The organism is Enterobacter sp. RHBSTW-00175, assembly GCF_013927005.1.
Classification (GTDB): domain Bacteria; phylum Pseudomonadota; class Gammaproteobacteria; order Enterobacterales; family Enterobacteriaceae; genus Enterobacter.
The window spans coordinates 1464875-1485749 of the sequence record NZ_CP055930.1 but is presented as its reverse complement, the minus strand read 5'-3'; the positions used below and the strand labels follow the sequence as shown (position 1 = coordinate 1485749).

Genomic DNA, 20875 nt, shown 5'->3' with positions numbered 1-20875 from the left:
TTATGCCCTTTTTTTATGTCTTGGGGGTGGGCTTGTCCACATTAGAGCAAAAATTAACAGAGATGATTACTGCACCGGTCGAAGCACTGGGCTACGAACTGGTCGGCATCGAATTCGTTCGCGGCCGTACATCGACGCTGCGCATCTATATTGATAGTGAAGATGGCATCAATGTTGATGATTGTGCTGATGTTAGCCACCAGGTGAGCGCGGTAATGGATGTTGAAGATCCGATCACCGTTGCCTATAACCTGGAAGTTTCCTCACCTGGCCTCGATCGCCCGATGTTCACGGCCGAGCACTATGTGCGCTTTACCGGTGAAGAAGTGGCTCTCGTTCTGCGTATGGCCGTACAGAACCGCCGCAAATGGCAGGGTATTATCAAAGCCGTTGATGGTGAAATGATCACGGTGACAGTCGAAGGCAAAGATGAAGTGTTCGCGCTGAGTAATATCCAGAAGGCGAACCTGGTTCCCCACTTTTAACAGTCTGGATTGAGGTGAAAAGCCCGCGATGAACAAAGAAATTTTGGCTGTTGTTGAAGCCGTTTCCAACGAGAAATCACTGCCGCGTGAGAAAATTTTCGAAGCGCTGGAAAGTGCACTGGCTACAGCAACCAAGAAAAAATACGAACAAGAGATCGATGTTCGCGTAGAAATCGATCGTAAAAGCGGTGACTTCGATACATTCCGTCGTTGGGTGATTGTTGAAGAAGTGACTCAGCCAACCAAAGAAATCACGCTGGAAGCAGCGCGTTTCGAAGACGAAAGTCTGAACGTTGGCGAGTACGTTGAAGATCAGATCGAATCTGTGACCTTTGACCGTATCACCACTCAGACGGCGAAACAGGTTATCGTACAGAAAGTACGTGAAGCTGAGCGCGCAATGGTTGTCGATCAGTTCCGCGACCAGGAAGGCGAAATCGTTACTGGCGTGGTGAAGAAAGTTAACCGCGACAACATCTCTCTGGAAGTCAAATCCGAAGGGCTGGCGGGTAACGCTGAAGCCGTTATCCTGCGTGAAGACATGCTGCCGCGTGAAAACTTCCGTCCTGGCGACCGTATCCGTGGTGTTCTGTATGCCGTTCGCCCTGAAGCACGTGGTGCGCAGCTGTTCGTGACCCGTTCTAAACCAGAAATGCTGGTTGAACTGTTCCGTATCGAAGTGCCGGAAATCGGCGAAGAAGTTATCGAAATTAAAGCCGCTGCCCGTGATCCTGGTTCTCGCGCGAAAATCGCTGTGAAAACCAACGACAAGCGTATCGATCCAGTGGGTGCATGTGTAGGTATGCGCGGTGCGCGTGTTCAGGCTGTTTCTACTGAACTGGGCGGCGAGCGTATCGATATCGTCCTGTGGGACGACAACCCAGCGCAGTTCGTTATCAACGCAATGGCGCCGGCTGATGTCGCATCTATTGTGGTTGACGAAGACAAGCACACCATGGATATCGCCGTTGAAGCGGGTAACCTGGCGCAGGCTATCGGCCGTAATGGCCAGAACGTTCGTCTGGCTTCACAGCTGAGCGGTTGGGAACTCAACGTGATGACCGTTGATGACCTGCAGGCTAAGCATCAGGCTGAAGCCCATGCAGCGATTGATACCTTCACTAAATACCTGGATATTGACGAAGATTTCGCCACCGTCCTGGTTGAAGAAGGCTTCTCCTCGCTGGAAGAACTGGCCTATGTGCCAATGAAAGAGCTGCTGGAAATTGACGGTCTGGATGAGCCAACCGTTGAAGCCCTGCGTGAACGCGCTAAAAACGCACTGACCACCCTGGCACTGGCTCAGGAAGAAAGCCTTGGCGATAATAAGCCGGCTGATGACCTGCTGAATCTGGAAGGTCTTGATCGTGCGATTGCGTTCAAGCTGGCTGCCCGTGGTGTTTGTACGCTGGAAGATCTCGCTGAGCAAGGCGTTGATGACCTGGCTGATATCGAAGGTTTAACCGACGAGAAAGCCGGCGAACTCATCATGGCCGCACGTAATATTTGCTGGTTCGGCGACGAAGCGTAATAAACTGTAGCAGGAAGGAACAGCATGACTGATGTAACTGTAAAATCGCTGGCTGCCGAGATTCAGACCTCTGTGGACCGCCTGGTACAGCAATTTGCTGATGCAGGGATCCCAAAGTCCGCTGATGACTCGGTGACTGCGACTGAAAAACAAACCTTGTTAGCGCATTTGAACCGTGAACACGGTTCAACGCCTGACAAGCTGACGTTGCAGCGAAAAACCCGCAGCACGTTGAATATCCCAGGTACCGGTGGTAAAAGCAAATCGGTACAAATTGAAGTCCGCAAGACGCGCACCTTTGTAAAACGTGATCCGCAAGAGGCAGAACGCCTTGCCGCGGAAGAGCAGGCACAGCGTGAAGCGGAAGAACAAGCTCAGCGTGAGGCAGAAGCAACTGCCAAACGCGAGGCAGAATTAAAAGCTGAACGTGAGGCCGCAGAAAAAGCGAAACGCGACACAAGTGATAAAGTGAAGCGTGACGCTGCGGAAAAAGACAAAGTGAGCAATCAACAGACCGACGAAATGACCAAAACTGCCCAGGCTGAAAAAGCCCGCCGTGAAAATGAAGCAGCCGATCTGAAGCGTAAAGCGGAAGAAGAAGCACGCCGTAAGCTGGAAGAAGAAGCTCGCCGCGTGGCTGAAGAAGCGCGCCGCATGGCAGAAGAAAATGAGAAGAATGGTGTGAATACCGCTGAGCCGACTGAAGACACCAGCGATTATCACGTGACCACTTCTCAGCACGCGCGTCAGGCTGAAGACGACAACGACCGTGAAGTTGAAGGCGGTCGTGGCCGTGGCCGTAATACTAAAGCTGCGCGCCCAGCGAAAAAAGGCAACAAACACGCCGAGTCTAAAGCTGACCGTGAAGAAGCCCGTGCGGCCATTCGCGGTGGTAAAGGCGGCAAACAACGTAAAGGTTCTTCACTGCAACAGGGCTTCCAGAAGCCAGCTCAGGCTGTTAACCGTGACGTTGTGATTGGCGAAACCATCACTGTTGGCGATCTGGCTAACAAAATGGCGGTTAAAGGCTCTCAGGTCATCAAAGCGATGATGAAACTGGGCGCAATGGCTACCATCAACCAGGTTATCGACCAGGAAACTGCACAGCTGGTTGCAGAAGAGATGGGCCATAAAGTTATCCTGCGTCGTGAAAACGAGCTGGAAGAAGCAGTAATGAGCGACCGTGACACTGGCGCTGCGGCAGAACCGCGTGCACCAGTAGTGACCATCATGGGTCACGTTGACCACGGTAAAACCTCTCTGCTTGACTACATTCGTTCGACGAAAGTGGCATCCGGTGAAGCGGGTGGTATTACCCAGCACATCGGTGCATACCACGTAGAAACTGATAACGGCATGATCACCTTCCTGGATACCCCAGGCCACGCCGCGTTTACCTCAATGCGTGCTCGTGGTGCTCAGGCAACGGATATCGTTGTTCTGGTTGTTGCAGCAGACGATGGCGTGATGCCACAGACCATTGAAGCTATCCAGCACGCGAAAGCGGCGCAGGTGCCTCTGGTTGTTGCAGTGAACAAAATTGATAAGCCAGAAGCTGACCTGGATCGCGTTAAGAACGAACTGTCTCAGTACGGCGTTATGCCGGAAGAGTGGGGCGGCGAAGCGCAGTTCATTCCTGTATCGGCAAAAGCGGGTACCGGTATCGACGACCTGCTGAACGCTATCCTGCTCCAGGCTGAAGTTCTGGAACTGAAAGCGATCCGTAATGGTATGGCGAGCGGCGCGGTAATCGAATCCTTCCTGGATAAAGGTCGTGGTCCGGTTGCAACGGTTCTGGTTCGTGAAGGTACGCTGAACAAAGGCGACATCGTTCTGTGTGGTTTCGAATACGGCCGCGTGCGTGCGATGCGTAACGAACTGGGTCAGGAAGTGCTGGAAGCGGGTCCATCCATTCCAGTGGAAATCCTGGGTCTGTCCGGTGTACCGGCTGCGGGTGATGAAGTCACCGTAGTTCGTGACGAGAAGAAAGCGCGTGAAGTTGCACTGTATCGTCAGGGCAAATTCCGTGAAGTTAAACTGGCTCGTCAGCAGAAATCTAAACTCGAGAACATGTTTGCCAACATGACCGAAGGCGAAGTTCACGAAGTGAACATCGTTCTGAAAGCAGACGTTCAGGGTTCTGTGGAAGCGATCTCCGACTCCTTGCTGAAACTGTCTACTGACGAAGTGAAAGTGAAGATCATCGGTTCTGGTGTAGGTGGTATCACCGAAACTGACGCAACCCTGGCTGCTGCATCTAACGCAATTCTGGTTGGTTTCAACGTTCGTGCTGACGCGTCTGCGCGTAAAGTTATTGAATCCGAAAGCCTGGATCTGCGCTACTACTCCGTCATCTATAACCTGATCGACGAAGTGAAAGCCGCAATGAGCGGGATGCTGTCTCCTGAGCTGAAACAGCAGATCATCGGTCTGGCTGAAGTTCGTGACGTGTTCAAATCGCCGAAATTCGGTGCGATCGCGGGCTGTATGGTTACCGAAGGTAACATCAAGCGTCACAACCCAATCCGCGTTCTGCGTGACAACGTGGTTATCTACGAAGGCGAGCTGGAATCCCTGCGCCGCTTCAAAGATGACGTTAACGAAGTCCGTAACGGCATGGAATGTGGTATCGGCGTGAAGAACTACAACGACGTTCGCGTTGGCGATATGATCGAAGTGTTCGAGATCATCGAAATTCAGCGTACCATTGCGTAACGATCGAGAGTAAGCCGGGATCGCCTCGCGCCACCCGGCAATAATTTTAAAAAGGGGCTTTAGCCCCTTTTTTGTCTGGAGAATTTATTATGGCGAAAGAATTTGGTCGCCCACAGCGCGTCGCGCAGGAAATGCAGAAAGAGATCGCACTCATTCTGCAACGTGAAATTAAAGACCCACGCGTGGGTATGATGACCACCGTGTCTGGTGTGGAAATGTCCCGCGACCTGGCCTACGCCAAGGTATTCGTGACTTTCCTGAACGATCAGGACGAAGCCGCAGTTAAAAACGGCATCAAAGCATTGCAGGAAGCCTCTGGCTTCATCCGCTCTCTGCTGGGTAAGGCAATGCGCCTGCGCATCGTGCCAGAACTGACCTTCTTCTACGACAACTCACTGGTCGAAGGTATGCGTATGTCCAACCTGGTGACCAGCGTGGTGAAGCATGACGATGAACGTCGTGTGAACCCTGCGGACGACAGCAAGGAGGACTGATGAGTCGTCCTCGTTGTCGCGGTCGCGATGTGCATGGTGTGTTACTGCTGGATAAACCGCAAGGCGCCTCCAGCAACGACGTATTGCAAAAGGTTAAGCGTATTTTTAACGCTAACCGCGCGGGGCACACTGGTGCATTGGATCCTCTGGCGACCGGAATGTTGCCGGTTTGCCTGGGGGAAGCAACCAAGTTTTCCCAGTATCTGCTTGATTCCGATAAGCGCTATCGCGTGATCGCAAAGCTTGGCCAACGTACGGACACATCCGATGCGGATGGTCAGGTTGTTGAAGAGCGCCCTGTAACTTTCAGTACAGAGCAACTCGATGCCGCGCTGGAGAGTTTCCGTGGCGACACGATGCAGGTGCCGTCGATGTATTCGGCGCTGAAGTATCAGGGCAAGAAGCTCTACGAATATGCACGCCAGGGCATTGATGTCCCGCGTGAAGCTCGTCCGATTACCGTGTATGAACTGCTTTTCATTCGTCACGAAGGCGACGAACTGGAGCTGGAAGTTCACTGCTCGAAAGGCACTTATATTCGTACCATCATCGACGATCTGGGCGAAAAGCTGGGCTGTGGTGCGCATGTGATTTACCTGCGTCGCCTTGCTGTCAGCAAATACCCTGTTGAACGTATGGTGACCCTTGAGCATCTTCGCGCATTGGTTGAGCAGGCGGAAGCGCAGGGAGTTTCTCCTGCGGATTTGCTTGATCCACTGTTAATGCCGATGGACAGCCCGGCTGCAGATTTCCCGGTTGTAAATCTGCCGTTAACCTCTTCCGTTTATTTTAAAAATGGTAACCCTGTTCGCACCACCGAGGCGCCACTGGAAGGCCTGGTCCGTGTAACTGAAGGCGATGACGGTAAGTTTATCGGCATGGGTGAAATGGATGGCGAAGGGCGTGTCGCGCCGCGCCGTCTGGTGGTTGAATACCCGGTTGAAGGCTAACGGTGATAACGTCTCACCTTGCGATAAACAGGGGAGACGAGTAGAATATCGCCGCTTAACGATCTGCAAATTGTTTAACAATCTGCTGGTCGTACACTGGGATTGCTGAATTAGAGATCGGCATCCTTACATTCTTTATATTTTGGAGTTTGAAAATGTCTCTAAGCGTTGAAGCTAAAGCTAAAATCGTTTCTGAGTTTGGTCGTGGTACTAACGACAGCGGTTCTACCGAAGTTCAGGTTGCACTGCTGACTGCACAGATTAACCACCTGCAGGGTCACTTTGCAGAGCACAAAAAAGATCACCACAGCCGTCGTGGTCTGCTGCGCATGGTTTCTCAGCGTCGTAAACTGCTCGACTACCTGAAACGTAAAGATGTTGCACGCTACACCGCGCTGATCGAGCGTCTGGGTCTGCGTCGCTAAGTCTTGCGAGTTTCAGAAAAGGGGGCCTGATGGCCCCTTTTTTCAACCAGACGGCAGCAATTCACTGGAAACTATTGTATTGTTGCTATAAATGATCTTCATTGCAGAGGTTCGCGCGGCTAATGAGAGGCTTCACCCATGGGGGTGTCGGTTGTCATTAGTCGCGAGGATGCGAAGAAGATCGGGTTAAATCGTCAGCACGCCGGTGGTGTGCTGTCAAACATCTAAGAAAGGACAGAACTTTGCTGAATCCGATCGTTCGTAAATTCCAGTATGGCCAACACACCGTCACGCTGGAAACCGGCATGATGGCGCGTCAGGCTACTGCTGCCGTAATGGTAAGCATGGATGACACCGCAGTCTTCGTGACTGTTGTTGGCCAGAAAAAAGCAAAACCAGGTCAGGACTTCTTCCCGCTGACCGTTAACTACCAGGAGCGTACTTACGCTGCCGGTAAAATTCCAGGCGGCTTCTTCCGTCGCGAAGGCCGTCCAAGCGAAGGCGAAACCCTGATTGCGCGTCTGATTGACCGCCCGGTTCGTCCGCTGTTCCCGGAAGGCTTCGTAAACGAAGTTCAGGTTATTGCGACCGTTGTTTCCGTTAACCCGCAGGTTAACCCGGATATCGTGGCAATGATCGGTGCATCCGCTGCCCTGTCTCTGTCTGGTATTCCATTCAATGGCCCAATCGGTTCCGCGCGCGTTGGCTACATCAACGACCAGTACGTACTGAACCCAACCCAGGAAGAGCTGAAAGAGAGTAAGCTGGACCTGGTTGTTGCAGGTACTGAAGCCGCTGTTCTGATGGTTGAGTCCGAAGCAGAATTGCTGAGCGAAGACCAGATGCTGGGTGCCGTGGTATTTGGCCACGAGCAGCAGCAGATTGTTATCCAGAACATCAACGACCTGGTGAAAGAAGCCGGTAAACCACGTTGGGACTGGCAGCCAGAAGCCGTAAACGACGCGCTGAATGCACGCGTTGCTGCACTGGCGGGCGCACGTCTGAGCGATGCATACCGCATCACCGACAAACAAGAGCGTTACGCGCAGATTGATGTCATCAAATCTGAAACCATTGCTACGCTGGTTGCTGAAGATGAATCTCTGGACGCTAACGAGCTGAGCGAAATTCTGCACGCAATCGAGAAAAATGCTGTTCGTAGCCGCGTACTGGCAGGCGAGCCGCGTATCGATGGTCGTGAGAAAGACATGATCCGCGGTCTGGACGTTCGTACTGGCGTACTGCCACGTACTCACGGTTCTGCACTGTTCACCCGTGGCGAAACTCAGGCGCTGGTTACTGCGACCCTGGGTACTGCGCGTGACGCACAGAACATCGACGAACTGATGGGCGAGCGTACTGACAGCTTCCTGTTCCACTATAACTTCCCTCCGTACTCCGTAGGTGAAACCGGTATGGTTGGTTCGCCGAAGCGTCGTGAAATTGGTCACGGTCGTCTGGCGAAGCGCGGCGTGCTGGCTGTGATGCCAGAAGCGGATAAATTCCCATACACCGTGCGTGTGGTTTCTGAAATCACCGAATCCAACGGTTCTTCATCCATGGCTTCCGTGTGTGGTGCATCTCTGGCGTTGATGGATGCAGGCGTGCCAATCAAAGCTGCTGTTGCGGGTATCGCAATGGGTCTGGTGAAAGAAGGCGACAACTTTGTTGTACTGTCTGACATTCTGGGCGACGAAGACCACCTGGGCGATATGGACTTCAAAGTTGCGGGTTCCCGCGACGGTATCTCTGCACTGCAGATGGATATCAAAATTGAAGGTATCACCAAAGAGATCATGCAGGTTGCTCTGAATCAGGCTAAAGGTGCGCGTCTGCACATCCTGGGCGTGATGGAACAGGCGATTAACGCGCCGCGTGGCGACATTTCTCAGTTCGCTCCACGTATCCACACCATCAAGATCAATCCAGACAAGATCAAAGATGTTATCGGTAAGGGCGGTTCTGTTATCCGTGCTCTGACCGAAGAAACTGGCACCACCATCGAAATCGAAGATGACGGTACCGTGAAGATTGCTGCAACCGATGGCGAGAAAGCGAAATTCGCTATTCGTCGTATCGAAGAAATTACTGCAGAAATCGAAGTGGGCCGTATCTACGCTGGTAAAGTGACCCGTATCGTTGACTTTGGCGCATTCGTTGCCATCGGTGGCGGTAAAGAAGGTCTGGTTCACATCTCTCAGATCGCTGACAAGCGCGTAGAGAAAGTGACGGATTACCTGCAAATGGGTCAGGAAGTACCGGTTAAAGTTCTGGAAGTTGACCGCCAGGGCCGTATCCGTCTGAGCATTAAAGAAGCCACCGAGCAGTCTCAGCCTGCAGCTGCGCCAGAAGCGCCGGCAGCAGAACAGCAAGGCGAGTAAGGTTGCCATTTGCCCTCCGCTTAGCGGAGGGCCTATTATCAGGCAGGACGCCTTGTTGAGCCGCCGGGGGACAGGACGTTCATCCAATAGTTGTCTTCGGGAGTGGGAAATGAAGCCTTTTTTGCGCTGGTGTTTCGTTGCGACAGCTTTAACGCTGGCAGGATGCAGCAACTCTGCCTGGCGTAAGAGCGAAGTCCTCGCAGTGCCATTGCAACCGACTTTGCAACAGGAAGTGATTCTGGCACGCATGGAACAAATTCTTGCCAGTCGGGCTTTAACCGATGATGAACGCGCACAGCTTTTATATGAGCGCGGAGTGTTGTATGATAGTCTCGGTCTGAGGGCATTAGCGCGAAATGATTTTTCACAAGCGCTGGCAATCCGACCTGATATGCCTGAAGTTTTCAATTATTTAGGCATATATTTAACGCAGGCAGGCAATTTTGATGCTGCCTATGAAGCGTTTGATTCTGTACTTGAGCTTGATCCAACTTATAACTACGCGCACTTGAATCGCGGTATCGCATTGTACTACGGCGGTCGTGATAAGTTAGCGCAAGATGATCTGCTGGCGTTTTATCATGACGATCCTAATGATCCTTTCCGTAGCCTGTGGCTTTATATCGTTGAGCAGAAGCTCAATGAAAAACAGGCAAAAGACGCGTTACAACAACGCTTCGACAAGTCGGACAAGGAACAATGGGGATGGAATATTGTCGAGTTCTACCTGGGTAACATTAGCGAAGCAACGCTGATGGAAAGACTCAAGGCAGACGCAACGGATAACACCTCGCTCGCTGAGCATCTCAGTGAAACCAACTTCTATTTAGGTAAGTACTACCTAAGTCTGGGGGATAAGGACAGCGCTACGGCACTGTTCAAATTAGCGGTTGCTAACAACGTACACAACTTCGTTGAGCACCGTTATGCATTGTTGGAATTATCGCTCTTGGGCCAGGAGCAAGACGACCTGGCAGAATCGGACCAGCAATAGCTGACGACATAAACATCAGCCCGTAATCTTTTGATTGCCATCACCTTAACTGGTGAGGGCGTTGTTGTTCGTCAATACACCTACTTTGAGCCGGTTCACACTTTTCAATGAAAATTGCTAATCATTTTCACGATGAGCTAAGTAGACTGGCCGCCATTAATATCGAGGCACTTGTACTACATGGCTGAATTCGAAACCACTTTTGCAGATCTGGGCCTGAAGGCTCCTATCCTTGAAGCCCTTAACGATCTGGGTTACGAAAAACCATCTCCGATCCAGGCAGAATGTATCCCACATCTGCTCTCTGGTCGTGACGTGCTGGGCATGGCCCAGACTGGTAGCGGTAAAACTGCGGCATTCTCGCTGCCGCTGCTGAACAACATCGATCCGGACCTGCGCGCACCGCAGATCCTCGTCCTGGCTCCGACCCGTGAACTGGCTGTTCAGGTTGCTGAAGCAATGACGGAATTCTCTAAACATATGCGCGGCGTAAACGTGGTAGCCCTGTACGGCGGCCAGCGTTATGACGTGCAGTTACGCGCCCTGCGCCAGGGTCCTCAGATTGTCGTCGGTACGCCGGGTCGTCTGCTGGATCACCTGAAGCGCGGTACTCTGGACCTCTCTAAACTGAGTGGTCTGGTACTGGATGAAGCAGATGAAATGCTGCGTATGGGCTTCATCGAAGACGTAGAAACCATTATGGCGCAGATCCCGGAAGGTCATCAGACCGCTCTGTTCTCTGCAACCATGCCAGAAGCAATCCGTCGCATTACCCGTCGCTTTATGAAAGATCCGCAGGAAGTGCGTATTCAGTCCAGCGTAACCACTCGCCCGGACATCAGCCAGAGCTACTGGTCTGTGTACGGTATGCGCAAAAACGAAGCGCTGGTACGCTTCCTGGAAGCAGAAGATTTTGATGCGGCGATCATCTTCGTTCGTACCAAAAACGCGACTCTGGAAGTGGCTGAAGCTCTGGAACGTAGCGGCTACAACAGCGCAGCGCTGAACGGCGACATGAACCAGGCCCTGCGTGAGCAGACTCTGGAGCGTCTGAAAGACGGTCGTCTGGATATCCTGATTGCAACCGACGTGGCAGCACGTGGTCTGGACGTTGAACGTATCAGCCTGGTTGTTAACTATGATATCCCAATGGATTCAGAGTCTTACGTTCACCGTATCGGTCGTACCGGTCGTGCGGGTCGTGCGGGTCGTGCGCTGCTGTTCGTTGAGAACCGTGAACGCCGTCTGCTGCGTAACATTGAACGCACCATGAAGCTGACTATTCCAGAAGCTGAGCTGCCAAACGCAGACCTGCTGGGCAAACGCCGTCTGGAAAAATTCGCCGCGAAAGTACAGCAGCAGCTGGAAAGCAGCGATCTGGACCAGTACCGTGCACTGCTGGCGCAGATTCAGCCAACCGCTGAAGGCGAAGAGCTGGATATCGAGTCACTGGCTGCTGCGCTGCTGAAAATGGCACAGGGCGAGCGTTCTCTGATTGTTCCACCAGATGCACCGATGCGTCCTAAGCGTGAATTCCGCGACCGTGACGAGCGTTTCGAACGTCGTGGTGACCGTAACGATCGTAATGACCGTGGTCCGCGTGCTGACCGCCCAGAGCGTGGTGGCGAAGACCGTCCACGTCGTGAGCGTCGTGACGCAGGCGAAATGGAACTGTATCGCATTGAAGTGGGTCGTGATGATGGCGTTGAAGTACGTCATATCGTTGGCGCGATCGCTAACGAAGGCGACATCAGCAGCCGTTACATCGGTAACATCAAGCTGTTCGGTTCTCACTCTACTATCGAGCTGCCAAAAGGTATGCCGGGCGAAGTATTGCAGCACTTTACTCGTACTCGCATCCTGAACAAGCCGATGAACATGCAGTTGATGGGTGATGCTCAGCCGCGTGAGCGTAGCGAACGTCGTGGTGGTGATCGTCCATCTGGCGAACGTCGTAGCTTCGGTGGCGGTGAGCGTCGTGAAGGCGGTCGTGGTCCTCGTCGTGAAGGCGGCGCGCCAGGCGCAGGTCGCTTCAGCGGCGAACGTCGTGAAAGCCGTGGTCCACGTCGCGATGAAGGCTCAAGCCGTCGCCGTGACGCGTAAACCTTACGCTTCTGACGTAAAGTAAAATATACAGCCCCGATAACATCTATCGGGGCTTTTTTTATTCCCTTTGTACTCTTGTACTGGTACAGTGCAGCACATTAAAATGCAGGACCAATATTTTTAACTGGAGACATGGCTGTATGGCGACACTAACCACCACACAAACATCACCTTCGCTGTTAGGCGGCGTGGTGATCATCGGCGGAACCATCATTGGTGCGGGTATGTTCTCCCTGCCGGTGGTTATGTCCGGTGCGTGGTTCTTCTGGTCGCTGGCGGCGCTGGTCTTCACCTGGTTCTGTATGCTGCACTCCGGGCTGATGATCCTCGAAGCCAACCTGAACTACCGTATTGGCTCCAGCTTCGACACCATCACCAAAGACCTGCTCGGGAAAGGCTGGAACGTGGTGAATGGTATTTCCATTGCGTTCGTGCTCTATATCCTGACTTACGCGTACATCTCTGCCAGTGGTTCGATTCTGCATCACACCTTCTCGGAGATGTCCCTGAACGTCCCGGCACGTCTGGCAGGGCTGTGCTTTGCACTGGGCGTGGCGTTCATTGTCTGGTTAAGCACCAAAGCGGTCAGCCGTATGACGGCGATTGTGCTGGGCGCCAAGGTGATTACCTTCTTCCTGACCTTCGGCAGCCTGCTGGGGCACGTTACCCCGACCACGCTCTTTAACGTGGCGGAAGCGAATACCTCCTATACGCCGTACCTGCTGATGACCCTGCCGTTCTGTCTGGCATCGTTTGGCTACCACGGGAACGTACCGAGCCTGATGAAATATTACGGCAAAGATCCGCGTACCATTGTGAAGTGTCTGGTCTACGGCACGCTGCTGGCGCTGGGGCTGTACGTGATTTGGCTGCTGGGGACGATGGGGAACATCCCGCGTCCGGAATTTATTGGTATCGCGCAGAAGGGCGGTAACATTGATGTGCTGGTTCAGGCGCTGAGCGGTGTGCTGAACAGCCGCAGTCTGGATCTGCTGCTGGTGGTATTCTCCAACTTTGCGGTGGCGAGCTCTTTCCTCGGCGTGACGTTAGGCTTGTTCGATTATCTGGCGGATCTGTTTGGCTTTGATGATTCTGCGATGGGGCGCTTCAAAACCGCATTGCTGACCTTCCTGCCACCGATTGTAGGCGGCCTGCTGTGGCCGAACGGTTTCCTGTACGCCATTGGCTACGCAGGACTGGCGGCTACCATCTGGGCGGCGATTGTGCCGGCGCTGCTGGCGCGTAAATCACGTAAGCGTTTTGGTAGCCCGACATTCCGCGTCTGGGGCGGCAAGCCAATGATTGCGCTGATTCTGGTGTTTGGTGTTGGCAACGCGCTGGTGCATGTGTTGTCGAGCTTTAATCTGCTACCGGTGTATCAGTAAACAGAAAGCCCGGTGGCGCTACGCTTACCGGGCCTACATGGAGCGTGTAGGCCGGATAAGGCGAAGCCGCCATCCGGCAAAAAAACTACCCCACCAACTCCTCTTTCACCTGCATTGCCAGCTCAAACGAGTGCAAACGCGCCTGGTGATCGAAAATTTGCCCGTTAACCATAATCTCATCCGCCTGCGTCTCTCGCAGCACGGCTTCCAGGCCGTGACGCACTTTCGCTTTATCACCCACCAGAGACATGCTCAGCGCTTGCTGCACGCCATACTGCTCGGAAGCAGACCACAGCTGGTGCATATTCTCTACCGGTGGCGGCAACTGGCCCGTTTCGCCGCGACGCAGTTTCACAAATGCCTGCTGCATAGAGGTAAACAGGAATTCCGCATCGCGATTGCTGTCGGCGGCAATGATGTTGATACACACCATCGCGTACGGTTTTTCCAGCCGTTCGGACGGTTTGAAATTCGTGCGGTAAAGATGCAGCGCCTGGTGCAGCATATCGGGCGCAAAGTGCGAGGCAAATGCAAACGGCAGGCCGAGCTGCGCGGCCAGCTGAGCGCTATACAGGCTCGAACCCAGCAGCCAAACGGGGATCTTCTCACCGTAGCCCGGCACAGGGCGCACGTGCGGATTAGGATCGCGCGCATCGAACCAGTCCACCAGCTCAGCCACATCGCGCGGGAAATTGTCGATGTCGCCACTCATATGGCGGCGCAGGGCACGCATTGTCGGCTGATCGCTACCCGGTGCCCGGCCAAGACCCAAATCAATACGACCCGGATAGAGGGTATTCAATGTGCCAAACTGCTCGGCTATCACCAGTGGGGCATGGTTTGGCAACATAACGCCGCCAGAGCCCAGGTGCAGGGTGGTGGTGTTTGCTGCCAGGTAGCCAATCAGTACCGATGTCGCAGCGCTGGCGATACCCACCATGTTGTGATGCTCCGCAAGCCAGTAGCGGTGATAACCACGCTTTTCGGCTAGTTGAGCAAGATCGAGAGAGTGCGAAAAGGCTTCTCTCGCGGAGGCACTTTGAGGGATCGGTGCTAGGTCCAGCACCGAAAATGGAATGGTTTTAGCGGTCATAGCAGCTCACTTTATCGACGGTCAGTCTTTAATACTGCATCAAAGTTTAGTAACCGTTGTTAACAAAGTGAGCCTTTTTTAGGCCTGAAGTTCCAGGCCGGCGAGACGCTTCCAGTAACCATTGCAGTCACTATTAGCGGTCAGCGGCAGCGGAGACGAACCGTTTTCGTTAGCGCGGAAGGCATCCAGCATCGCAAACACGTTGGTATCCAGCGGAGATAAGCGCACCATGTCCACCAGCCCGTTCATCGATGCCAGTTCGTTGCCGAGGTTGTAGACATAGCCACTCATGGTCTGAATACCGTTGAGGACAAAGACCTGCTGATTTTCCTGCGACAGCATACTGCGTCCGTTTGGATACTTGATGCAGCAGGTTTCGCATTCGTCTTTCGGGCGATCTTCAGAGCGTGCGGTAAAACAGCGCGCGGAGTAGGCCAGCGGCAGGTGGCCATAGCTCAACACTTCCACGTCGAACTGGTTACGGATGCCAAGCTCTTCGCACTGGTTCAGCAGATTCACCAGCCAGTCGCGGGAGAGTTCGACCGGCATACACCAGCGCGTCATACCTTGTTTCAACAGCAGACGCAGCGTGACGGCGTTATAGCAGTTCAGGGCATGTCCGGCGACAAACGGCAGTTTACGTTCGGCGCACATGTTCACCACGCCAAGATCGCTTGCCTCTATCAGAAAATCACCGTTTTCCACATAGCGTTTCAGCTCACCCAGTTCGGATGAGGCCTGAACCAGCGCCAGGGTGGAGAGCACAACCTGCTTGCCGCTTCCCGCCAGGTTTTTGGCCATATCCAGCCAGTCACCCACTTTTGTTGCCCGGCGCTTGCTGCATACCGCCTCGCCGAGATAAATCACATCGGCGCTGCTTGTCGCCGCCTGCTGGTAGAAATCTTCCAGCGTCTCTTTTGACCAGTAGTACAGCACTGGCCCTAATGAATATTTCATGGTCTTCTCACTGCCATTTACGGTGATACGCGCCAAGCGTGGTTTGCGTGCCTTCGGACATTGAACCGAGCGTGTCCATCCAGGCGGGTTGCGGCGCATAGTTTTGTGGGTCTGCCATGCAGCGGTCGATGGCCTGACGCCAGACTTTTGCCACCTGGCTCACATAGGCAGGGCTACGCTGGCGACCTTCGATTTTCACGGACGCAATGTTCGCCGCCAGTAATTCTGGCAGCAGTTCCAGGGTGTTGAGGCTGGTGGGCTCTTCCAGCGCATGATAGCGCTCGCCATCGACCAGATAGCGGCCTTTGCACAGCGTCGGGTAGCCGGCGTTTTCGCCATCCTGGTAACGGTCGATCAGCACTTCATTCAGGCGAGATTCCAGTCCTTGCGGCGTTTGCTGCCAGCGCACAAAGCGGGCAGGGGAACAGGCACCCACGGTGTTCGGGGATTCACCGGTTAAATAAGAGGAGAGATAGCAACGTCCTTCCGCCATGATGCACAGGCTGCCGAACGCAAAAACTTCCAGCGGAACTGGCGTGACGCGGGCGAGTTGCTTAACCTGATGAATAGAGAGCACGCGCGGCAGCACCACGCGGGCCACGTCAAAGTGGCGATGGTAGAAGCGAACGGCTTCTTCGTTGGTGGCGGATGCCTGAACAGAGACATGACGCTCGATATGCGGATAACGTTCTGCTGCATACTCAAGCATAGCGAGGTCGGCCAGGATCAGTGCATCGGCCCCCAGCTGTGCCGCCATGTCCACCGCGCGTTGCCAGCGGGCGTAGCCATCAGGATGGGCGAAGGTATTGATTGCAATATGCAGCTTGCGGCGGTGCTGGTGGACGAAGTTAACGGCTTCCTGAAGCTTTTTCTCCGTAAAGTTGAGGCCAGCAAAATGGCGGGCGTTGGTATCATCTTTCAGCCCGATATAAACCGCATCGGCACCATTTTCGATGGCCGCCTTAAGCGCCGGAAGGTTTCCGGCAGGGCAGAGCAGCTCCATAATTTATCCTGATAATCTCGATCTCAGCGATCGCAAAATTGTTAACGAACTGGGATTTTAATTAACCCATACGCGACAATTTTTGATTTAAGGCAGCTAATGGCGTATTGATGGCACCAATAATGGGTCACACCGGACGACGGTTTGTTGATTTACGCCGCTATGTTGGTCTCAGGATATGGCAAAATAACAGGACTATAGATATCAGGGAGTAAAGCTCGTGCTGGATAAACTGCGTTCACGACTCGTACAATTTGGTCCATCAATGCTGAGCGTGCCGGTAAAATTGACGCCTTTCGCGCTGAAACGCCAGGTTCTGGAGCAAGTGCTGAGCTGGCAATTCCGCCAGGCGTTACAGGAAGGTGAGCTGGAATTCCTTGATGGCCGCTGGCTGAGTATTGAAGTCCGCGATATCGGGCTGCGCTGGTTTACTTCGGTAGAGAATGACCAGCTGATTGTTCGTGAATCGGCTGAGGCAGACGTAAGCTTTAGCGCTAATGCCAGCGATCTGCTGATGATCGCCGCGCGTAAGCAAGATCCCGACACACTCTTCTTCCAGCGTCGTCTGGTTATCGAAGGGGATACGGAGCTTGGCCTGTACGTGAAAAATTTGATGGATGCCATTGAGCTGGAGCAGATGCCGAAAGCGCTGCGCGTGGTTCTGCTGCAAATGGCTGATTTTGTAGAGGCTGGGCTGAAAAGCCCGCCTGAAAGCAAACACACTTCAGTAGGTGAGCCATGCTGATTCGAGTTGAAATTGGAATTGATGCACCGGGTATCGATGCGTTATTACGCCGTTCTTTTGCGAGCGATGCCGAAGCCCGACTGGTCCACGATCTCCGCGAAGATGGCCTGATCACCCTGGGTCTGGTTGCCACCGATGACGAAGGTCAGGTTGTCGGTTATGTGGCGTTCAGCCCGGTGACGGTTCAGGGTGAAGAGCTTCAGTGGGTGGGAATGGCACCGCTGGCGGTAGACGAAAGCTACCGTGGCCAGGGCCTTGCCCGCCAGCTGGTCTATGAAGGACTGGATTCGCTGAATGAGTTCGGTTATGCCGCCGTTGTTACGCTGGGTGATCCTGCGTTCTACGGTCGTTTAGGCTTTGAACAGGCGGCGCATTACGATCTGCGCTGTCGCTGGCCGGGCACCGAGTCTGCCTTCCAGCTGCATCGCCTGGCAGATGATGCCCTGAACGGTGTAAACGGGCTGGTGGAATACCACGACCACTTCAATCGCTTTTAATCAGGCTCTCACGTAGCGCCTCAAACGACCCGTCTCCGGCGACGAGGCGCTCTTTCTGGCGCTTCGTCAGCTGCTTGATGCGGTATTCCAGCCTGAGCGCCAGCGAACGATCGCCCACGTGAGCCGAAAAGGCCAGCCGCAATTCCCCTTTCCCGCGTAGCGCTTTTGCCCCTTTCCCCGTTTGATGTTCCAGGAAACGCCGCTCCACATCGGTGGTGATCCCGGTATAGAGTGCGTTATCAGCGGTGCGGACAAGATAAAGAAACCAGGACACGGTAAACAGATTCAGTATGTTAAGGTGAACGCACCTTAGCATGAGAGACAAGAAAAATGGAAACACTGACGGCCATTAACCGCTGGCTGGCGAAACAACATGTCGTCACCTGGTGTGTTTATGATGACGGTGAAATGTGGTGTGCGAATGCGTTCTACTACTACGATCCTGAGCGCGTGGCCTTCTACGTCTTAAGTGAAGATAAAACACGTCATGCGCAGATGACAGGCCAGCTGGCGAAGGTCGCTGGTACGGTTAACGGCCAGCCGAAAACGGTCGCTTTGATCCGTGGCGTCCAGTTCAAAGGTGAGATCCGTCGTCTTGATGGTGAAGAGAGCGACGCGCAACGCGGGCGCTACAATCGTCGTTTTCCTGTCGCCATTGCGCTTAAAGCGCCGGTGTGGGAAATCCGCCTTGATGAACTAAAATTTACAGATAACACACTGGGGTTTGGTAAAAAGATCCACTGGCTGCGTCAGGAGTAAGGTATGAGTCAGGTACTAATTACAGGTGCGACCGGGCTGGTGGGTGGGTATCTGCTGCGTATGCTGATTCAGGAGCGAAAAGTGAACTACATCGCCGCCCCGACGCGTCGTCCGCTTGCCGCCATGCCCGGTGTTTTTAATCCTCATGCGCCGAAACTGAGCGATGCACTGGCTCATGTGTGCGACCCAATTGATATCGCCTTTTGTTGTCTGGGCACGACCCGCCGTGAAGCGGGCAGTAAAACGGCGTTTGTTCACGCTGACTACGCGCTGGTTGTGGATACCGCACTCAGGGCGAAAAGGCTCGGGGCCAAACATCTGGTGGTCGTCAGTTCGATGGGGGCAAACGCAAACTCGCCATTCTTTTACAACAAAGTGAAAGGAAAAATGGAAGCCGCGCTGATTGCGCAGAAATGGGAACATCTGACGATTGTTCGCCCCTCCATGCTGCTGGGGCACCGCGACAAGCGTCGTTTTAACGAGTCGATTTTTGCGCCTTTGTTTCGGATCCTTCCCGGTAACTGGAAATCAATTCATGCGCGTGATGTCGCACGTGCAATGCTGAAAGAGGCGCTGTCGCCATCGCAGGAGGGCGTTAACATTATCCCATCGGCAAAATTACGTGAACTTGCGCGAGGTGAGGCGTAGTATCTTCGGGCTTATTAACACTCCCTGGGGAATGCTATGACTGGTCAGTCTTCATCTCAGGCGGCTACGCCATTTCAATGGTGGAAACCCGCTCTCTTCTTTCTCGTTGTTATCGTTGGTCTTTGGTATGTGAAGTGGCAGCCCTATTACGGAAAAGCATTCACTGCCGCCGAAACGCACAGTATCGGCAAATCCATTCTTGCTCAGGCTGATTCCAGCCCGCTTCAGGCGGCGTGGGATTACGCGATGGTCTATTTCCTTGCCGTCTGGAAAGCTGCAGTGTTGGGTGTGCTCTTAGGCTCACTGATTCAGGTGCTTATCCCGCGTAACTGGCTGGTGAAAACCTTAGGGCAGCCGCGTTTTCAGGGCACGCTTCTGGGGACGATATTCTCTTTGCCTGGCATGATGTGTTCTTGCTGCGCAGCGCCTGTCGCGGCCGGAATGCGCCGCCAGCGCGTTTCAATGGGCGGTGCACTGGCATTCTGGATGGGTAACCCGTTGCTGAACCCGGCTACACTGGTGTTCATGGGGTTTGTCCTCGGCTGGCATTTTGCGTTTATCCGCCTTGTTGCAGGGTTATTGACGGTGCTGGTGGTCGCAACGCTTGTGCAGAACCTGGTGAAAGACAAGACCGTTGAGCCTGTGTCTGTGGACGTGACCATCGCCGAGCCACAGGGCAGCTTCTTTGCGCGTTGGGGCAAAGCACTTTGGCAGCTGTTCTGGAGCACTATCCCGGTGTATATCCTGGCGGTTCTGGTGCTTGGGGCTGCGCGGGTTTGGCTATTCCCTCATGCGGATGGTGCTATCGATAACTCGATGCTGTGGGTGATTGCGATGGCCATTGCAGGCTGTCTGTTTGTTATCCCTACGGCCGCTGAAATCCCGATTGTTCAGACGATGATGCTGGCTGGCATGGGGACTGCTCCGGCGCTGGCGCTGCTTATCACCTTGCCTGCGATCAGCCTGCCGTCGCTTATCATGCTGCGTAAGTCATTCCCGGCCAAAGCCCTGTGGCTGACTGCGGGTCTGGTGGCATTGAGTGGAGTGATTGTGGGCAGTATTGCGCTGATATAAAAAAAGCCCGGTAGCGCTGGCGCTTACCGGGCCTACAGTCAGGTGTGTGTTATTTGATGTAGGTAAACGCGGTGGTGACGTGTTTCACGCCGCTTACCCGACTGGCGATATCAGCAGCCGCTTTCCCTTCGCGGTCGGTGACCAGGCCCAGCAGGAACACTTCGCCGTTTTCGGTGGTGACTTTCACGTTGGAAGATTTCACCTGGTCAGTGCCCAGTAACTGAGAACGGACTTTGGTGGTGATCCAGGTATCGGACGATGCGTCTCCAAGACCAATCGGCTGACCCTGACGCACTTCGTTAAAGACTTCCGTCGTACCCTCTACACCCATCGCGATCTGTTTGGCGCGGGAGGCGAGTTCCATATTCGGTGCCTGGCCTGCCAGTAGTACTTTGCCCTGATACGCCGTTACGTTGATGCGCGCTTCTTTCTTAATCTGTTCGTCTTTCGACAGTGCGCTGTTTACGCGCAGTTCCAGTGTACCGTCATCAACCTGAGTACCCACGGAGCGAGGATCGGTTGCTGCCTTTGTACCAACGGCTGCGGTACCCACAACAGCCGCAGCAATACATCCCTGAAGTAGCAGTGCAGACATCAGGACTGCGAGGGTCGATAAAGCCTTCATGAATACTC

At 53.8% G+C, this 20875-nt stretch carries 21 protein-coding genes; 16 read left to right on the top strand and 5 right to left on the bottom strand.

Annotated elements, in window-relative coordinates:
- The first annotated feature begins 32 nt into the window (after positions 1-32).
- The 11 genes from rimP to mtr all read left to right on the top strand — a co-directional run bounded on the left by rimP (position 33) and on the right by mtr (position 13466).
- Positions 33-485: a ribosome maturation factor RimP gene (gene rimP, locus HV107_RS06955; protein WP_014071903.1), complete on the top strand. Its 453-nt coding sequence runs from the start codon at positions 33-35 to the stop codon at positions 483-485.
- Positions 486-513: 28 nt separating this feature from the next.
- Positions 514-2016: a transcription termination factor NusA gene (gene nusA / locus HV107_RS06950; protein ID WP_182062631.1), complete on the top strand. Its 1503-nt coding sequence runs from the start codon at positions 514-516 to the stop codon at positions 2014-2016.
- A gap of 24 nt (positions 2017-2040) precedes the next feature.
- A complete protein-coding gene (infB, locus tag HV107_RS06945) occupies positions 2041-4731 on the top strand; it encodes a translation initiation factor IF-2 (RefSeq protein WP_182062630.1) in 2691 nt (896 codons plus the stop codon).
- Positions 4732-4820: 89 nt separating this feature from the next.
- The gene (gene rbfA / locus HV107_RS06940) at positions 4821-5225 is read left to right on the top strand and encodes a 30S ribosome-binding factor RbfA (protein WP_003024988.1); all 405 of its coding nucleotides are present in this window, start codon (positions 4821-4823) and stop codon (positions 5223-5225) included.
- Positions 5225-6175, top strand: coding sequence for a tRNA pseudouridine(55) synthase TruB (gene truB, locus HV107_RS06935; RefSeq protein ID WP_182062629.1), 951 nt, complete (start codon positions 5225-5227; stop codon positions 6173-6175). The genes rbfA and truB overlap by 1 nt, the downstream gene beginning before the upstream one ends.
- 155 nt (positions 6176-6330) lie before the next feature.
- Entirely contained in the window at positions 6331-6600 is a 270-nt protein-coding gene (gene rpsO / locus HV107_RS06930) for a 30S ribosomal protein S15 (RefSeq protein WP_003861789.1), read from the top strand.
- Between the two features lie 242 nt (positions 6601-6842).
- Positions 6843-8981, top strand: coding sequence for a polyribonucleotide nucleotidyltransferase (gene pnp, locus HV107_RS06925; protein WP_182062628.1), 2139 nt, complete (start codon positions 6843-6845; stop codon positions 8979-8981).
- 109 nt (positions 8982-9090) lie between these two features.
- A complete protein-coding gene (gene nlpI / locus HV107_RS06920) occupies positions 9091-9975 on the top strand; it encodes a lipoprotein NlpI (protein WP_182062627.1) in 885 nt (294 codons plus the stop codon).
- A 107-nt stretch (positions 9976-10082) separates the two neighbouring features.
- Positions 10083-10163: a protein YrbN gene (yrbN, locus tag HV107_RS06915; protein WP_097397692.1), complete on the top strand. Its 81-nt coding sequence runs from the start codon at positions 10083-10085 to the stop codon at positions 10161-10163.
- Positions 10156-12078 (top strand): DEAD/DEAH family ATP-dependent RNA helicase, encoded by a 1923-nt coding sequence (locus tag HV107_RS06910; protein ID WP_182062626.1) that lies wholly within the window; start codon positions 10156-10158, stop codon positions 12076-12078. The genes yrbN and HV107_RS06910 overlap by 8 nt, the downstream gene beginning before the upstream one ends.
- A gap of 143 nt (positions 12079-12221) precedes the next feature.
- The gene (mtr, locus tag HV107_RS06905) at positions 12222-13466 is read left to right on the top strand and encodes a tryptophan permease (protein WP_182062625.1); all 1245 of its coding nucleotides are present in this window, start codon (positions 12222-12224) and stop codon (positions 13464-13466) included.
- 85 nt (positions 13467-13551) lie between these two features.
- On the opposite strand, the gene HV107_RS06900 is transcribed toward mtr, so the two are convergent.
- The 3 genes from HV107_RS06900 to HV107_RS06890 all read right to left on the bottom strand — a co-directional run bounded on the left by HV107_RS06900 (position 13552) and on the right by HV107_RS06890 (position 16519).
- The gene (locus HV107_RS06900) at positions 13552-14559 is read right to left on the bottom strand and encodes a luciferase-like monooxygenase (RefSeq protein WP_182062624.1); all 1008 of its coding nucleotides are present in this window, start codon (positions 14557-14559) and stop codon (positions 13552-13554) included.
- Between the two features lie 78 nt (positions 14560-14637).
- Positions 14638-15516 carry a U32 family peptidase gene (locus HV107_RS06895; RefSeq protein WP_182062622.1) on the bottom strand — a complete coding sequence of 293 codons (879 nt, stop codon included), beginning with the start codon at positions 15514-15516 and terminating at the stop codon, positions 14638-14640.
- A 7-nt stretch (positions 15517-15523) separates the two neighbouring features.
- A complete protein-coding gene (locus tag HV107_RS06890; RefSeq protein ID WP_182062620.1) occupies positions 15524-16519 on the bottom strand; it encodes a peptidase U32 family protein in 996 nt (331 codons plus the stop codon).
- A 220-nt stretch (positions 16520-16739) separates the two neighbouring features.
- Here HV107_RS06890 and HV107_RS06885 point away from each other — a divergent pair, with 220 nt between their 5' ends.
- Positions 16740-17264 (top strand): SCP2 domain-containing protein, encoded by a 525-nt coding sequence (locus tag HV107_RS06885; protein WP_182062618.1) that lies wholly within the window; start codon positions 16740-16742, stop codon positions 17262-17264.
- The gene (locus tag HV107_RS06880) at positions 17258-17761 is read left to right on the top strand and encodes a GNAT family N-acetyltransferase (RefSeq protein ID WP_182062616.1); all 504 of its coding nucleotides are present in this window, start codon (positions 17258-17260) and stop codon (positions 17759-17761) included. The genes HV107_RS06885 and HV107_RS06880 overlap by 7 nt, the downstream gene beginning before the upstream one ends.
- Here HV107_RS06880 and HV107_RS06875 read toward each other — a convergent pair.
- On the bottom strand, positions 17748-18077 hold the full coding sequence (locus HV107_RS06875; RefSeq protein WP_182062614.1) for a GIY-YIG nuclease family protein: 330 nt from the start codon (positions 18075-18077) through the stop codon (positions 17748-17750). The genes HV107_RS06880 and HV107_RS06875 overlap by 14 nt on opposite strands.
- Before the next feature lie 14 nt (positions 18078-18091).
- Between HV107_RS06875 and HV107_RS06870 the strand changes: the two genes are divergently transcribed.
- The 3 genes from HV107_RS06870 to HV107_RS06860 are packed head-to-tail and all read left to right on the top strand — an operon-like array spanning position 18092 to position 20242.
- Positions 18092-18520 (top strand): YhbP family protein, encoded by a 429-nt coding sequence (locus HV107_RS06870; RefSeq protein WP_182062612.1) that lies wholly within the window; start codon positions 18092-18094, stop codon positions 18518-18520.
- A gap of 3 nt (positions 18521-18523) precedes the next feature.
- Positions 18524-19168 carry an NAD(P)H-binding protein gene (locus HV107_RS06865; RefSeq protein WP_182062610.1) on the top strand — a complete coding sequence of 215 codons (645 nt, stop codon included), beginning with the start codon at positions 18524-18526 and terminating at the stop codon, positions 19166-19168.
- Between the two features lie 36 nt (positions 19169-19204).
- Positions 19205-20242: a permease gene (locus HV107_RS06860; RefSeq protein ID WP_182062608.1), complete on the top strand. Its 1038-nt coding sequence runs from the start codon at positions 19205-19207 to the stop codon at positions 20240-20242.
- Positions 20243-20291: 49 nt separating this feature from the next.
- On the opposite strand, the gene dolP is transcribed toward HV107_RS06860, so the two are convergent.
- On the bottom strand, positions 20292-20867 hold the full coding sequence (gene dolP / locus HV107_RS06855; protein ID WP_182062606.1) for a division/outer membrane stress-associated lipid-binding lipoprotein: 576 nt from the start codon (positions 20865-20867) through the stop codon (positions 20292-20294).
- Between the last annotated feature and the right edge of the window lie 8 nt (positions 20868-20875).

Excerpts from the sequence above, each read along its gene's own strand:
- nusA (WP_182062631.1), top strand. The coding sequence starts at position 514 with ATGAACAAAGAAATTTTGGCTGTTGTTGAAGCCGTTTCCAACGAGAAA.
- infB (WP_182062630.1), top strand. The coding sequence starts at position 2,041 with ATGACTGATGTAACTGTAAAATCGCTGGCTGCCGAGATTCAGACCTCT.
- rbfA (WP_003024988.1), top strand. The coding sequence starts at position 4,821 with ATGGCGAAAGAATTTGGTCGCCCACAGCGCGTCGCGCAGGAAATGCAG.
- truB (WP_182062629.1), top strand. The coding sequence starts at position 5,225 with ATGAGTCGTCCTCGTTGTCGCGGTCGCGATGTGCATGGTGTGTTACTG.
- rpsO (WP_003861789.1), top strand. The coding sequence starts at position 6,331 with ATGTCTCTAAGCGTTGAAGCTAAAGCTAAAATCGTTTCTGAGTTTGGT.
- nlpI (WP_182062627.1), top strand. The coding sequence starts at position 9,091 with ATGAAGCCTTTTTTGCGCTGGTGTTTCGTTGCGACAGCTTTAACGCTG.
- yrbN (WP_097397692.1), top strand. The coding sequence starts at position 10,083 with ATGAAAATTGCTAATCATTTTCACGATGAGCTAAGTAGACTGGCCGCC.
- HV107_RS06910 (WP_182062626.1), top strand. The coding sequence starts at position 10,156 with ATGGCTGAATTCGAAACCACTTTTGCAGATCTGGGCCTGAAGGCTCCT.
- mtr (WP_182062625.1), top strand. The coding sequence starts at position 12,222 with ATGGCGACACTAACCACCACACAAACATCACCTTCGCTGTTAGGCGGC.
- HV107_RS06900 (WP_182062624.1), bottom strand. The coding sequence starts at position 14,559 with ATGACCGCTAAAACCATTCCATTTTCGGTGCTGGACCTAGCACCGATC.
- HV107_RS06895 (WP_182062622.1), bottom strand. The coding sequence starts at position 15,516 with ATGAAATATTCATTAGGGCCAGTGCTGTACTACTGGTCAAAAGAGACG.
- HV107_RS06890 (WP_182062620.1), bottom strand. The coding sequence starts at position 16,519 with ATGGAGCTGCTCTGCCCTGCCGGAAACCTTCCGGCGCTTAAGGCGGCC.
- HV107_RS06880 (WP_182062616.1), top strand. The coding sequence starts at position 17,258 with ATGCTGATTCGAGTTGAAATTGGAATTGATGCACCGGGTATCGATGCG.
- HV107_RS06875 (WP_182062614.1), bottom strand. The coding sequence starts at position 18,077 with ATGCTAAGGTGCGTTCACCTTAACATACTGAATCTGTTTACCGTGTCC.
- HV107_RS06870 (WP_182062612.1), top strand. The coding sequence starts at position 18,092 with ATGGAAACACTGACGGCCATTAACCGCTGGCTGGCGAAACAACATGTC.
- HV107_RS06865 (WP_182062610.1), top strand. The coding sequence starts at position 18,524 with ATGAGTCAGGTACTAATTACAGGTGCGACCGGGCTGGTGGGTGGGTAT.
- HV107_RS06860 (WP_182062608.1), top strand. The coding sequence starts at position 19,205 with ATGACTGGTCAGTCTTCATCTCAGGCGGCTACGCCATTTCAATGGTGG.
- dolP (WP_182062606.1), bottom strand. The coding sequence starts at position 20,867 with ATGAAGGCTTTATCGACCCTCGCAGTCCTGATGTCTGCACTGCTACTT.